The organism is Cupriavidus sp. 09_S30 (assembly GCF_056930435.1).
Genome location: NZ_JBXOWI010000001.1, coordinates 539,563 through 552,755, shown reverse-complemented (window position 1 = coordinate 552,755; position 13,193 = coordinate 539,563). Strand labels below are relative to the sequence as shown.

The 13,193-nt window shown below is 65.3% G+C and carries 9 protein-coding genes; 5 read left to right on the top strand and 4 right to left on the bottom strand.

Going from position 1 to position 13,193, the window contains the following annotated elements; genetic code table 11:
* Positions 1-111 precede the first annotated feature (111 nt).
* The 3 genes from argH (at position 112) to AC1Z3O_RS02620 (ending at position 4,009) form a co-directional block, all read left to right on the top strand.
* The gene (gene argH, locus AC1Z3O_RS02630; RefSeq protein ID WP_483513299.1) at positions 112-1,524 is read left to right on the top strand and encodes an argininosuccinate lyase; all 1,413 of its coding nucleotides are present in this window, start codon (positions 112-114) and stop codon (positions 1,522-1,524) included.
* 218 nt (positions 1,525-1,742) lie between these two features.
* A complete protein-coding gene (locus tag AC1Z3O_RS02625; RefSeq protein ID WP_483513297.1) occupies positions 1,743-2,285 on the top strand; it encodes a TRAP transporter small permease subunit in 543 nt (180 codons plus the stop codon).
* Entirely contained in the window at positions 2,282-4,009 is a 1,728-nt protein-coding gene (locus tag AC1Z3O_RS02620; protein WP_483513295.1) for a TRAP transporter large permease, read from the top strand. The genes AC1Z3O_RS02625 and AC1Z3O_RS02620 overlap by 4 nt, the downstream gene beginning before the upstream one ends.
* A gap of 846 nt (positions 4,010-4,855) precedes the next feature.
* On the opposite strand, the gene AC1Z3O_RS02615 is transcribed toward AC1Z3O_RS02620, so the two are convergent.
* From AC1Z3O_RS02615 to apbC, 4 genes are all read right to left on the bottom strand, one after another.
* A complete protein-coding gene (locus AC1Z3O_RS02615) occupies positions 4,856-7,117 on the bottom strand; it encodes an Orn/Lys/Arg family decarboxylase (RefSeq protein WP_483513294.1) in 2,262 nt (753 codons plus the stop codon).
* 150 nt (positions 7,118-7,267) lie between these two features.
* Positions 7,268-7,834, bottom strand: coding sequence for a dCTP deaminase (gene dcd, locus AC1Z3O_RS02610; protein WP_071014972.1), 567 nt, complete (start codon positions 7,832-7,834; stop codon positions 7,268-7,270).
* 163 nt (positions 7,835-7,997) lie between these two features.
* Positions 7,998-8,540, bottom strand: a complete 543-nt coding sequence (locus AC1Z3O_RS02605; protein WP_483513292.1) for a superoxide dismutase family protein — start codon at positions 8,538-8,540, stop codon at positions 7,998-8,000.
* Positions 8,541-8,663: 123 nt separating this feature from the next.
* Positions 8,664-9,752: an iron-sulfur cluster carrier protein ApbC gene (gene apbC, locus AC1Z3O_RS02600; RefSeq protein ID WP_483513290.1), complete on the bottom strand. Its 1,089-nt coding sequence runs from the start codon at positions 9,750-9,752 to the stop codon at positions 8,664-8,666.
* Positions 9,753-10,076: 324 nt separating this feature from the next.
* Here apbC and AC1Z3O_RS02595 point away from each other — a divergent pair, with 324 nt between their 5' ends.
* Both AC1Z3O_RS02595 and metG read left to right on the top strand, forming a co-directional pair.
* A complete protein-coding gene (locus tag AC1Z3O_RS02595; protein WP_483513289.1) occupies positions 10,077-10,715 on the top strand; it encodes a YiaD family glycine zipper/OmpA-like lipoprotein in 639 nt (212 codons plus the stop codon).
* 312 nt (positions 10,716-11,027) lie between these two features.
* Positions 11,028-13,094, top strand: coding sequence for a methionine--tRNA ligase (gene metG / locus AC1Z3O_RS02590; protein WP_483513287.1), 2,067 nt, complete (start codon positions 11,028-11,030; stop codon positions 13,092-13,094).
* Positions 13,095-13,193: the final 99 nt, after the last annotated feature.

Genomic DNA, 13,193 nt, shown 5'->3' with positions numbered 1-13,193 from the left:
CCGGCGGACACGATGGCGGCGGGCGGCGGCGATATAATCCCGGTTTCTGCAATTTCCGTCGCCCGCCAGGCCTCGCGCCGGCGCCGCGGCAACACTCCGCACCGACCGCCCATGACCTCCCAACTTGCCAAGAAAGGCGAAGCCTGGTCCGCCCGCTTCTCCGAACCGATGTCCGACCTGGTGAAGCGCTACACCGCCTCGGTGTTCTTCGACAAGCGCCTGGCGCTGTTCGACATCCAGGGCTCGCTCGCGCACGCCGCCATGCTGGCCAAGCAGGGAATCATCGCCGAGGACGACCGCGCCGCCATCGAGCGCGGCATGACGCAAATCCGCGCCGAGATCGAGGCCGGCAGCTTCGAGTGGAAGCTGGACCTGGAAGACGTGCACCTGAACATCGAGGCGCGCCTGACCGCGCTGGTCGGCGATGCCGGCAAGCGCCTGCACACCGGCCGCTCGCGCAACGACCAGGTGGCCACCGACATCCGCCTGTGGCTGCGCAGCGAGATCGACACCATCGTCGGCCTGCTGGGCGCGCTGCGCGGCGCGCTGCTGGACCTGGCCGAGAAGAACGCCGACACCATCCTGCCCGGCTTCACCCACCTGCAGGTGGCCCAGCCCGTGACCTTCGGCCACCATCTGCTGGCCTATGTGGAGATGTTCACGCGCGACGCCGAGCGCATGGCCGACTGCCGCCGCCGCGTCAACCGCCTGCCGCTGGGCGCGGCCGCGCTGGCCGGTACCAGCTACCCGATCGACCGCGAGTTCGTGGCACAGCAGCTCGGCTTCGACGGCGTGTGCCGCAATTCGCTGGACGCCGTTTCCGACCGCGACTTCGCTATCGAGTTCTGCGCCGCCGCCGCGCTGGTGATGACCCACGTGTCGCGCTTCTCCGAAGAACTGGTGCTGTGGATGAGCCCGCGCGTCGGCTTCATCGACATCGCCGACCGCTTCTGCACCGGCAGCTCGATCATGCCGCAGAAGAAGAACCCGGACGTGCCCGAGCTGGCACGCGGCAAGACGGGCCGCGTCAACGGCCACCTGATCGGCCTGCTGACCCTGATGAAGGGCCAGCCGCTGGCCTACAACAAGGACAACCAGGAAGACAAGGAGCCGCTGTTCGACACGGTGGATACCTTGGCCGACACCCTGCGCATCTTCGCCGACATGGTGCCGGGCATCACCGTCAAGCCCGAGGCCATGCGCGCCGCCGCGCTGCAGGGCTATGCCACCGCCACCGACCTGGCCGACTACCTGGTCAAGCGCGGCCTGCCCTTCCGCGATGCGCACGAAGCCGTGGCGCACGCCGTGCGCGCTTGCGACGGCCGTGGCTGCGACCTGGCCGACCTCACCGTGGCCGAGCTGCGCGAGGTATCCGGCCTGGGCGACAAGGCTGCGCTGATCGGCGACGACGTGCACGCCGTGCTGACGCTGGAAGGCTCGGTCGCCGCACGCAATCACATCGGCGGCACCGCCCCCGACCAGGTGCGCGCCGCCATCGCCGCAGCGCGCGCCGCCTTGCAGTAAGCACCGCATGCGGGTGCGTACCGCGCCCGCGCAATGCAGCAAACCTGCGTAGGTTTCGCGCAAGCCTGCCGCATGAAAACAGCCGCCGAGGCAGCAGCCCGGCGGCTTTTTTCATGCCTGCGCAATTCTTGCGCATTGCGTTAGGTATTAGCCCCAGGCGCCGAAAAATTTTGTTACAGATAAACTAATCGGCGCAAAAAATACCGGGGAGACAACCCATGCATTACTTGCTTGGTCTGTCACGACAGATCGACAGGTTAAACCAGCACACTGGCAGGCTTGCAAACATCATGATCCTGCTGTCGTGCCTGGTCAGCGCAGGCAACGCCCTGCTGCGTTACGGCTTCAACCTCAGCGACAACTGGCCGCTCGAGCTGCAGTGGTACATGTTCGCAGTGGCTGTGATGTTCGGCGCCTCCTACACCTTTCAGCGCAACGAGCACGTCCGCGTCGACCTGATCTACGGCAACGTCTCCGAGCGCGCCCAGCACTGGATCGACATCTTCGGCATCCTGCTCTTCCTGCTGCCGTCCTGCGTACTGTTCGCCTGGCTTTCCTGGGAATCGTTGTTCCTGCCCTCGTGGCGCATCCTCGAGCAATCGGGCAATTCCGGCGGCCTGCCGCGCTACCCGATCAAGCTGGTGGTGCCCGTCGGCTTCGCCCTGCTTGCCCTGCAGGGCGTGTCCGAACTGATCAAGCGCATCGCCGCCCTGAAGGGCCTGGTGCGCATCGAATCGAAATACGAGAGGCCGGTGCAATGATTCCAGTGGAATATATGCCGCCGCTGATGTTCGGCGGCCTGGTTGTATTTATGCTCATCGGCTTCCCGGTGGCGTTCTCGCTGGCGGCGGTCGGCCTGGCCTTCGGCTTCCTCGCCATCGAATGGGGCTACTTCCCCGTCAGCTTCCTGCAGGCCGTGCCGAGCCGAATCTTCGGCAGCGTGCTGGCCAACGAGCTGCTGCTCGCCATCCCCTTCTTCACCTTCATGGGAGCGATCCTGGAGAAGTGCGGGCTGGCCGAGGACATGCTGGACTCGATGGGACAGCTGTTCGGCCCGGTCCGCGGCGGCCTGGGCTACTCGGTGATCATCGTCGGCTTCATCCTGGGCGCCATCACCGGCACGGTGGCCGCGCAGGTGATCGCCATGGCGATGATCTCGCTGCCGGTGATGATGCGCTACCGCTACAACATGAAGTACGCCACCGGCGTGCTCGCGGCATCGGGCACCATCACCCAGCTGGTACCGCCCTCGCTGGTGCTGGTGGTGCTGGCCGACCAGCTCAAGACCTCCGCCGGCAGCGCCGACGTGGGCAGCATGTACCTGGGCGCCTGGGGCCCGTCGGTGGTGCAGATCGCGCTGTTCGCCCTCTACACCTTCGTGCTGACGCGCATCAAGCCCGACTGGCTGCCGCCGGTGCCGGCCGAGGCCCGCACGCTGCGGGGCTGGGCGCTGTGGAAGAAATGCCTGCGCGGCATCATCCCCTGCGCGGTGCTGATCTTCCTCGTGCTGGGCACAATCATGCTGGGCATCGCCACCCCGACGGAATCGGGCGCGATGGGCGCAGTCGGCGCGCTGGTGCTGGCGGTGATCCGCGACAAGGGCTTCACCCGGATTGACCGCAACATCTACCGCCTCGGCCTGGCCGCCACCGGCGTCACCATCATCGCCGGCGCGGTCGCCTTCGGCTCGCATGCCTTCCGCATCCCGCTGGCGGTGGTCTACCTGGTGATCGTCTGGCTGCTGCTGCGCGCCGGCCAGCTGACCGAGCTGCGCCTGCTGATCGTCGACGCCTACCAGTCCACCGCCCGCATCACCGCCATGGTGGTCTTCATCCTGATCGGCTCCACCTGCTTCTCGGTGGTGTTCCAGGGCGTGGACGGCGGCACCTGGGTCGAGCACCTGTTCAGCTCGCTGCCCGGCGGCTGGATCGGCTTCCTCATCGTCGTCAACCTGTTCATCTTCTTCCTGGCCTTCTTCCTCGACTTCTTCGAGATCGCCTTCATCGTGGTGCCGATGCTGGCACCGGTGGCAGTCAAGATCCTGGCGCCGGTGGTGGCCGATTCCATGGGCGGCAATCCCGAGGCGGCGGCCACGGCTGCGCTGGTGTGGTTCGGGGTGATGCTGTGCGTGAACATGCAGACCTCCTTCATGCACCCGCCCTTCGGCTTCGCGCTGTTCTACCTGCGCGGCATCGCGCCCAAAGAAGTGAAGAGCTCGGACATCTACTGGGGTGCCCTGCCCTGGGTGGGGCTGCAGATGGTGATGGTGCTGCTGGTGATGTTCTGGCCGGGCATGGTGACGGGGCTGCTGGACAAGGGGTCGCTGCACCATAGCAATGCGGCGGAGGTCAGTATTCCGTTGGGGAACGATGTCGATAAGGGCGGGACGGGGACTGCTTCGGCGCCTGGGTCGCTGGAGCTGCCTTCGGCTCCTGCGCAGGAGGAACCGGCTGCGCCGCAGTTCGATTTTGAGAAGAAGAAATAGCGATGATGGTGTCGCCGGGTTGCGGCGATGCCGGGGAATTTGAGTTGTTGATGGGAATGCCGTTCAGTTTGGGCTGGGCGGCATTTTTCTTTTTGGGCGGCATGCGTTGATCGGGCCAACGGCCTGTTTCGACTCCCCTGCGGGGAGCCGACCTACTTTCTTGTCTTGCCAAGAAAGTAGGCAAAGAAGGCGCGCCGGATGCGGCTTAACTTCCCCTCGCGGGCTGGCTGAAAGAGCGGCCGGGCCCCAACTCACATCGCCTTACGGCGATGCTCAGACAGGGGGCCCTCTTTTCCGCTCTTTCAGCCAGCCCGCGAGGCGCCGCATACGGCAGGGTAAGGACGCCACGCCTCGCTTCGCATCGGGTGGCGGGTAAAGCGGCAGCGGAACGCTGCCGCTTTACCGAAGACCTCGCAATTCCGACGGAATTAGCCGTACCGGTGGCACCCGCGCCCAGATGGTTTGGCCTTTCCCTCCCGTGTGCGGCGCCTCGCGAATTTGCCCCGGCCGCCGATGAAGCCCGTCCGCTGTTTGAGCGGCCGAAGGACGCGAGTTCGGACGGGCGCGGCGGCCGGGGCAAATTCGCGAGGGGGTTTCGCCGCACCCGGGTCGCCTTTCTTTGCTTACTTTCTTTGGCGAGACAAAGAAAGTGAGTCGGCTCCCCCGCAGGGGGAGTCGAAACAGGCCTTTGTCTCGCAGACCAAAGCCGCCCGCACAGAGGCGCAAGCCCGCGCCAAGCACCATACCCACGCCACCCCAAAACAAAAATGCCGCTCAGCCTAAACCGAGCGGCATCGTCCTGCCAAAGCCAATATTCCCGCCCGCAGCAGCAGGCAGACAACCGTCTTACTTCACGCAGTCAACAAAATACGCCTTCTGCCCATCAACGACTTCCTCCACCAACCCGTGGATATCCGTCTCAAAGCCCGGGAACAGCTTATTGAACTCCCGCGCAAACTGCAGATACTGCACGATCGTCCGGTTGAACCGCTCACCCGGAATCAGCAGCGGAATGCCCGGCGGATACGGCGTCAGCAGAATAGCGGTGACCCGGCCTTCCAGCTCATCCACCGGCACCCGCTCGATCTCACGATGCGCCATCATGGCCCACGCATCCGACGGCTTCATCGCCGGCTCCATGTCCGACAGGTACATCTCGGTGGTCACGCGGGCCACGTCGTTGGCCTTGTAGACACTGTGGATGGCATCGCACAGGTCGCGCAGCCCCATGCGCTCGTACTGCGGATGCTTGCCGACGAATTCCGGCAGCACGCGCCACAGCGGCTGGTTCTGGTCGTAGTCGTCCTTGAACTGCTGTAGCTCGGTCACCAGCGAGTTCCAGCGGCCCTTGGTGATGCCGATGGTGAACATGATGAAGAAGGAGTACAGGCCCGTCTTCTCGATGATGATGCCGTGCTCGGCCAGGTACTTGGTGACGATGGCCGCGGGGATGCCGCGCTCGCTGAACTCGCCGTCCACGTCCAGGCCCGGGGTGATGAGTGTGGCCTTGATCGGGTCGAGCAGGTTGAAGCCGTCGGCGAGGTCGCCGAAGCCGTGCCAGCGGTCGTTGGCCTTGAGCATCCACTCCTCGCGGTCGCCGATGCCGTCCTCGATCAGTGCGTCCGGGCCCCAGACCTTGAACCACCAGTCGCCATTCATGCCGGCGACATAGTCGCCCTCGACCTTGCGCATGGCGCGGCGGAAGTCCAGTGCTTCCTGGATGCTCTCCTCCACCAGCGCGGTGCCGCCGGGGGCTTCCATCATCGCCGCGGCAACGTCGCAGGAGGCGATGATCGAGTACTGCGGGCTGGTCGAGGTGTGCATCAGGTACGCCTCGTTGAAGCGATGGCGGTCCAGCTTGCGCGTCTCGGAATCCTGCACAAGGATCTGCGAGGCCTGCGACAGGCCCGCCAGCAGCTTGTGCGTGGACTGCGTGGCGAACACCAGGGCGTCCTTGCTGCGCGGGCGGTCGCGGCCGATCGCGTGCATGTCGTGGTAGAAGTCGTGGAACGCCGCGTGCGGCAGCCAGGCTTCGTCGAAATGCAGCGTGTCGATCTCGGTGGCCAGCATCTCCTTGATCTGCTCGGCGTTGTACAGCACGCCGTCGTAGGTGCCCTGGGTGATGGTCAGGATGCGCGGCTTCTGGTTCTTGGCCTTGCTGGCGAACGGGTGGGAGGCGATCTTCCTGCGGATGGTCTCCGGATCGAACTCGCTCTTCGGGATCGGGCCGATGATGCCGTAGTGGTTACGCGTGGGCATCAGGAAGACCGGGATCGCGCCGGTCATCATGATGGCGTGCAGGATGGACTTGTGGCAGTTGCGGTCCACCACCACGATGTCCCCCGGCGCCACGTTGGCGTGCCAGACCATCTTGTTCGAGGTCGAGGTGCCGTTGGTGACGAAGAACATGTGGTCGGAGTTGAAGATGCGCGCGGCATTGCGCTCCGAAGCCGCCACCGGGCCGGTGTGGTCGAGCAGCTGGCCGAGTTCGTCCACCGCGTTGCAGACGTCGGCGCGCAGCATGTTCTCACCGAAAAACTGGTGGAAGACCTGGCCGACGGGGCTCTTCAGGAAGGCCACGCCGCCGGAGTGGCCGGGGCAGTGCCAGGAGTAGGAACTGTCCTGCGCGTAGTCGATCAGCGCCTTGAAGAACGGCGGCGCCAGCGCCTCGAGGTAGACCTTGGCCTCGCGGATGATGTGGCGCGCGACGAATTCCGGCGTGTCCTCGAACATGTGGATGAAGCCGTGCAGCTCGCGCAGGATATCGTTCGGGATATGGCGCGAGGTGCGCGTCTCGCCGTACAGGAAGATCGGCAGGTCGCTGTTGCGGCGGCGCACTTCGCTGACGAAGGCGCGCAGCTTCTCGATGGCGGCCGCCTCGGGGCGGTCGTCCTCGCTGACGAACTCGTCGTCGTCGATGGAGACGATGAAGGTGGAGGCGCGGCTCGACTGCTGCGCGAAGGAGGTCAGGTCGCCGTAGCTGGTCAGCCCCATGACCTCCATGCCTTCCTCTTCGATGGCCTGGGCCAGGGCGCGGATACCCGAGCCGGAGATGTTCTCGGAGCGGAAGTCTTCATCGATGATGATGACGGGAAAACGGAATTTCATCGGGCATCCTTGCTAAACAAAGGACTTGAGCCACATGGCCGCCGGAGGTTCCCGTGAGCGGCTGCATGTGGCTCATGAATCAGGTCTGGTTGCGCCCGGGGGATCGCCCCGCGGCAGCCTCGCCGGCATGAACGCCGGCATTGTATGCGATCAGGTCTTCGGCAGCGTGACACCGTGCTGGCCCTGGTACTTGCCGCCACGGTCACGGTAGGAAGTCTCGCAGACTTCATCGCTTTCGAAGAACAGTACCTGGGCGCACCCCTCGCCGGCGTAGATCTTGGCCGGCAGCGGCGTGGTGTTGGAAAACTCCAGGGTCACGTAGCCTTCCCATTCAGGCTCGAAGGGCGTCACGTTGACGATGATGCCGCAACGCGCGTAGGTGCTCTTGCCCAGGCAGATGGTCAGCACGCTGCGCGGGATGCGGAAATACTCCATCGTGCGCGCCAGCGCGAAGGAGTTCGGCGGGATGATGCAGACATCGCCCTTGAAGTCCACAAAGGACTTCTCGTCGAAGTTCTTCGGGTCAACGATGGTGCTGTTGATATTGGTGAAGATCTTGAATTCGTCGGCACAGCGGATGTCGTAGCCGTAGCTCGAGGTGCCGTAGGACACGATCTTGCGCCCGTCGGCCTCCCGGACCTGGCCGGGTTCGAACGGCTCGATCATGCCGTGCTGCTCCGCCATGCGGCGGATCCATTTGTCGGATTTGATGCTCATCGATGGTGGGCGATCTTCGGGTGGGGGCGCCGCCGCGGGAAGCGGCGGGCCTGCGTTGGGGCGCATTGTACAACCAATCCGCCGCCGGTCCAGGCCATCCGCCGGGCCCGCGCGGGCGCGCCGCGCCGGCCCGGCGGCGCGCGCCGCAGCCCTGCCTGCCGCCTCAGGACGCCGCGATCACGCCGCAGGCGATGCGCGCGCCGGAATTGCCGGCGGGCTGGGACTTGTAGTCGTCGGGATCCTTGTGCACCACCACGGTACGTCCGATGATGCCGTGCTTGCCGGTGCCGACCGCCATGTCGCGCAACATGAATTCGGCCCGCGCGGTGCCGCTGGCATCGGCCTTCAGGTTGGGGATGTCGCCGGCGTGGTGGTCGGGCGAGGCGGTCGAGCCGTGCGGCATGTGCTCGGGGTTGAAATGGCCGCCGGCGCTCATGGCGTCGGGCGCCGAGCAGTCGCCGGTTTCATGCACGTGGAAGCCGTGTTCGCTGTTGGGCGGCAGACCGCTCACCACCGCCTTGACCAGCACCATGTCGCCCTGCTGGGTGAAGGTGACCGTGCCTCGCGTCTCGGTGCCGCTCTTGGGCGCGAGCGTCGCCACGGCGGTCGAGGGCCCGAGGATGTTGCCGGTGGTGCAGGCGCCCAGGGTCGCCGCGACGGCTGCGGTTGCCAGGCCGAAAGCCAGACCGAAAGATACGCGCTTCATGCAGGACCTCCTCTCACGGAACTCATGGAACTCGCGGAAATGTGCGGCACGATGCTAAGGCCGCGGACAAGCGCAGCCGGCGCGCCGGGGCATCCGCCCCGCCGTCGGCGGCCGCGCCGCGCATCAGGTGTTCTGCACCACGATGCTGGGGAACTTGCTGCTCATGTCGCGCGCCTTGTCGGCGACCTTGATCGCCACCTTGCGCGCGATTGCGCGGTAGATCTCCGCCACCGCGCCGTCCGGGTCGGCCACCACGGTCGGGTGGCCCGAGTCGGCCTGCTCGCGGATGGACAGGTTCAGCGGCAGGCTGCCGAGCAGGTCCACGCCGTACTCGGCACACATCCGCTCGCCGCCGCCGTGGCCGAAGATGTGCTCCACATGGCCGCAGTTCGGGCAGCAGTAGACGGCCATGTTCTCGACGATGCCGAGGATGGGAATGCCGACCTTCTCGAACATCTTCAGGCCCTTCTTGGCGTCGAGCAGCGCAATGTCCTGCGGCGTGGTGACGATCACCGCACCGGTCACCGGCACCTTCTGCGACAGCGTGAGCTGGATGTCGCCCGTGCCCGGCGGCATGTCCACGATCAGGTAATCGAGGTCGTGCCAGTTGGTCTGGCGCAGCAGCTGCTCCAGCGCCGAGGTCACCATGGGGCCGCGCCACACCATCGGGTTGTCCTGCTCGATCAGGAAACCGATCGAGTTGGCCTGCACGCCATGGCCCTCCAGCGGCTCCATGGTCTGGCCGTCGGTCGATTCGGGGCGGCCATGGATGCCCAGCATCATCGGCAGGCTCGGGCCGTAGATGTCGGCATCGAGCATGCCCACGCGCGCGCCCTCGGCGGCCAGCGCCAGCGCCAGGTTGACGGCGGTGGTCGACTTGCCCACCCCGCCCTTGCCCGAGGCCACCGCGATCACGTTCTTGACACCCGGCAGCAGCTTGACGCCGCGCTGCACGGTGTGGGCGGTGATCTTCATCGTCACCGCCACGCTGACTTTGCCGATGCCCGGCATTTGCTGCAGCGCAGCAATCACCATCTGGCGGATCGGCTCCATCTGGCTCTTGCCGGGGTAGCCGAGTTCGACCTCCAGCGACACGTCTGCGCCGTCAACGCGGACGTTGCGGGCCGCCCGCGTCGATACCAGATCCTTGCCCGTATTGGGATCGATGACATTGCGCAGGACTTCGGTAACCTGGTCGGGGGTAAGGCTCAAGGCATTCTCCGCTTCGGAAATGGGGAAAGGCGCGTACTGTATCAAAGTATCCACGCGGCTTCCCAGGGAGCGCTCCGGCAGGCAATCGCCCTGGGCGGAGCGTGGAATTACAGACACTTACAACTGTCACAGCGATAGGCTTGTGCCGGCATCTGCATCTGCCTATTGTAGTGCGCCTGAATGGGTACGCGGCGGGTAAGCGGCCCGGCACCGTTGCCTGATACGGCTGAACACGGATATCGTGTGCGTTTCGGCTAGGATGCCACTCTTGGCAGACCGCTCCGGTCACCGGCTTTTTACGGGAATCAGTCAGAAGGAGAAAATATGAAATTCAAGTTCCACGTCGTCTCGCTTGCGGCCGTTACGCTGCTGGCGGCCGGCTGCGCCACCGAACAGGGCACGCACACCGCTGTCGGCACCGGCGTGGGTGCGGCCGTCGGCGCCGGCCTCGGCAGCCTGATCGGCGGCAACAGCACCGGCGCGCTGGTCGGCGCGGCGGTCGGCGCCGCAGCGGGCGGCGCGGCCGGCTACAACTGGAACGCCATCCGCGGCAAGCTGAACCAGGACACGGCCGGGACCGGCACCCAGATCACCGAACAGGCGGACGGCTCGCTCAAGGTCAATATCCCGAGCCAGGTCACCTTCGATACCGACAGTTCCGCGATCAAGCCGAGTTTCCGCGCGGTGCTGGACAAGGTTGCGCAGACCCTGTCCCAGCATCCGGATGTCAACGCCACCGTGGTCGGCCATACCGACAGCACCGGCAACCCGAACTACAACCTGCAGTTGTCGCAGCGCCGGGCGCAGAGCGTGGCAGGCTACCTGGGTGACCGAGGCATCCCACGGGCCCGCCTGGCGGCCGAGGGCCGGGGCCAGACCCAGCCTGTCGCGGACAACGCGACCGAGGCCGGACGCGCCCAGAATCGTCGGGTCGAAATTTATTTGAAACCAATTCAAGGGTAAGGGAGTCATAAGAATCAGGTACCGCTTGCTACCGTTGCTGGCTCGCGATTGGTGGCTGACCTCCCGGGCGGTGCCTGATTTCTCCTCCTTTTCCGTTGTGGAAAGCTGCGCCGGTCCTGACCGGCGCTTTTTTTTTGCCTGCGGCGGCTGCACCGGCATGGTGCTTCCACCATGTGCAATCCACGGCCAGCTGCGGCGCCGGCTGCGCCGGTGCCGGGCACCGCTTGCTAGAATAGCCCTTTCACGGCCCCGCCCGCCTTGCCGGCCGGGCCCCGCGACTCCATCGATTCCGCTTCTCACCGGCTCTTTCTCATGACAGCACGTCGTATCCTCGTCACTTCCGCCCTGCCATATGCCAACGGCCAGATCCATATCGGCCACCTGGTGGAGTACATCCAGACGGACGTCTGGGTGCGCTTCCAGCGCATGATGGGCAACGAGGTCTACTACGTCGGCGCCGACGACACCCACGGCACCCCGGTGATGCTGCGGGCCGAGAAGGAAGGCATCACCCCGAAGCAGCTGATCGACCGCGTCTGGGCCGAGCACAAGCGCGATTTCGACAGCTTCCTGGTTTCGTTCGACAACTACTACAGCACCGATTCCGACGAGAACAAGCAGCTTTCGGAGCAGATCTACCTGTCGCTGAAGGCGCAGGACCTGATCGCCGAGCGCGAGGTCGAGCAGTTCTACGACCCGGTCAAGAACATGTTCCTGCCGGACCGCTTCATCAAGGGCGAGTGCCCGAAGTGCGGCGCCAAGGACCAGTATGGCGATTCGTGTGAGGTATGCGGCACAACCTATGCGCCGACCGACCTGAAGAACCCGTACTCCGTGGTGTCCGGCGCGACCCCGGTACGCAAAACGTCCACCCACTACTTCTTCAAGCTGTCCGACCCGCGCTGCGAGACCTTCCTGCGTGAGTGGGTGGCCGACCTGGCCCAGCCGGAAGCCGCCAACAAGATGCAGGAATGGCTGGGCGCCGAGGGCGAGGCCTCGACCCTGTCCGACTGGGACATCTCGCGCGACGCGCCCTACTTCGGCTTCGAGATCCCGGGCGCGCCCGGCAAGTATTTCTACGTCTGGCTGGACGCGCCGATCGGCTACTACGCCAGCTTCAAGAACCTGGCCGAGAAGAAGGGCCTGGACTTCGACGCCTGGGTCGGTCCGCACTCCAACACCGAGCAGTACCACTTCATCGGCAAGGACATCCTCTACTTCCACACGCTGTTCTGGCCGGCGATGCTGCGCTTCTCAGGCCACCGCACGCCGACCAATGTCTTCGCCCACGGCTTCCTGACGGTGGACGGTGCCAAGATGAGCAAGTCGCGCGGCACCTTCATCACCGCGCAGAGCTATATCGACACCGGCATGAACCCGGAATGGCTGCGCTACTACTTCGCCGCCAAGCTGAACGCCAGCATGGAAGACCTCGACCTCAACCTCGAGGACTTCATCGCGCGCGTGAACAGTGACCTGATCGGCAAGTACGTCAATATCGCCAGCCGCGCGGCCGGCTTCCTGGTCAAGCGCTTCGACGGCGTGGTCGACGAGGCCGCGCTGGCCCATCCGCTGCTGTTGCAACTGCGCCAGGCGGCGGCCCAGGTCGCCCATTTCTACGAGAACCGCGAGTACAGCAAGGCGGTGCGCCTGGTGATGGAGCTGACCGACGCGGTCAACGCCTACGTCGATACGCAGAAGCCCTGGGAACTGGCCAAGGACGAGAGCAAGCGCGCGGCCCTGCATGCGGCCTGCTCGGTCTCGCTGGAGGCCTTCCGCCTGCTGACCGTCTTCCTGAAGCCTGTGGTGCCGCAGATGGCCGCCGGGGTGGAGCGCTTCCTCAATATCGAGCCGCTGGACTGGCGCGCCGTCGACAAGCAGCTGTCGGCCTCGCGCCCGGTGCAGCCCTACTCGCACCTGATGACGCGTGTCGATGCCAAGCAGGTCGAGGCGCTGCTGGCCGCCAATCGCGATTCGCTGCAGGCCACCGCGCCCGCGGCGCAGGCTGCCGATGCGGCCGCGATCGAGCCGATCGCCGACACCATCACCATCGACGATTTCGCCAAGATCGACCTGCGCGTGGCGAAGATCGTGGACTGCCAGAAGGTGGAAGGCTCGAACAAGCTGCTGCAGCTGACGCTGGACCTGGGCGAGGGCCGCACGCGCAATGTCTTCTCCGGCATCCAGTCGGCCTACACGCCTGAGCAGCTGGTTGGCAAGATGACCGTGGTGGTGGCTAACCTGGCACCGCGCAAGATGAAGTTTGGTGTGTCGGAGGGGATGGTGCTGGCGGCCTCGGCGGCTGACGAGAAGAAGACGCCGGGTCTGTATATTCTGGAGCCGCATAGCGGCGCTGTGCCGGGCATGAGGATCGGTTGAGGGTAGCGGATTCTGCCTGCCACTGGGCGGGCCTCTGATCCATACCGATGCGCCGGTCAGTCCTCGACTGACCGGCGCTTTTTCTTGGTTGTTGCGCTC

Bases quoted from the DNA above. Each gene is read 5' to 3' on its own strand.
- argH (WP_483513299.1), top strand. From the start codon at position 112: ATGACCTCCCAACTTGCCAAGAAAGGCGAAGCCTGGTCCGCCCGCTTC.
- AC1Z3O_RS02625 (WP_483513297.1), top strand. From the start codon at position 1,743: ATGCATTACTTGCTTGGTCTGTCACGACAGATCGACAGGTTAAACCAG.
- AC1Z3O_RS02620 (WP_483513295.1), top strand. From the start codon at position 2,282: ATGATTCCAGTGGAATATATGCCGCCGCTGATGTTCGGCGGCCTGGTT.
- AC1Z3O_RS02615 (WP_483513294.1), bottom strand. From the start codon at position 7,117: ATGAAATTCCGTTTTCCCGTCATCATCATCGATGAAGACTTCCGCTCC.
- dcd (WP_071014972.1), bottom strand. From the start codon at position 7,834: ATGAGCATCAAATCCGACAAATGGATCCGCCGCATGGCGGAGCAGCAC.
- AC1Z3O_RS02605 (WP_483513292.1), bottom strand. From the start codon at position 8,540: ATGAAGCGCGTATCTTTCGGTCTGGCTTTCGGCCTGGCAACCGCAGCC.
- AC1Z3O_RS02595 (WP_483513289.1), top strand. From the start codon at position 10,077: ATGAAATTCAAGTTCCACGTCGTCTCGCTTGCGGCCGTTACGCTGCTG.
- metG (WP_483513287.1), top strand. From the start codon at position 11,028: ATGACAGCACGTCGTATCCTCGTCACTTCCGCCCTGCCATATGCCAAC.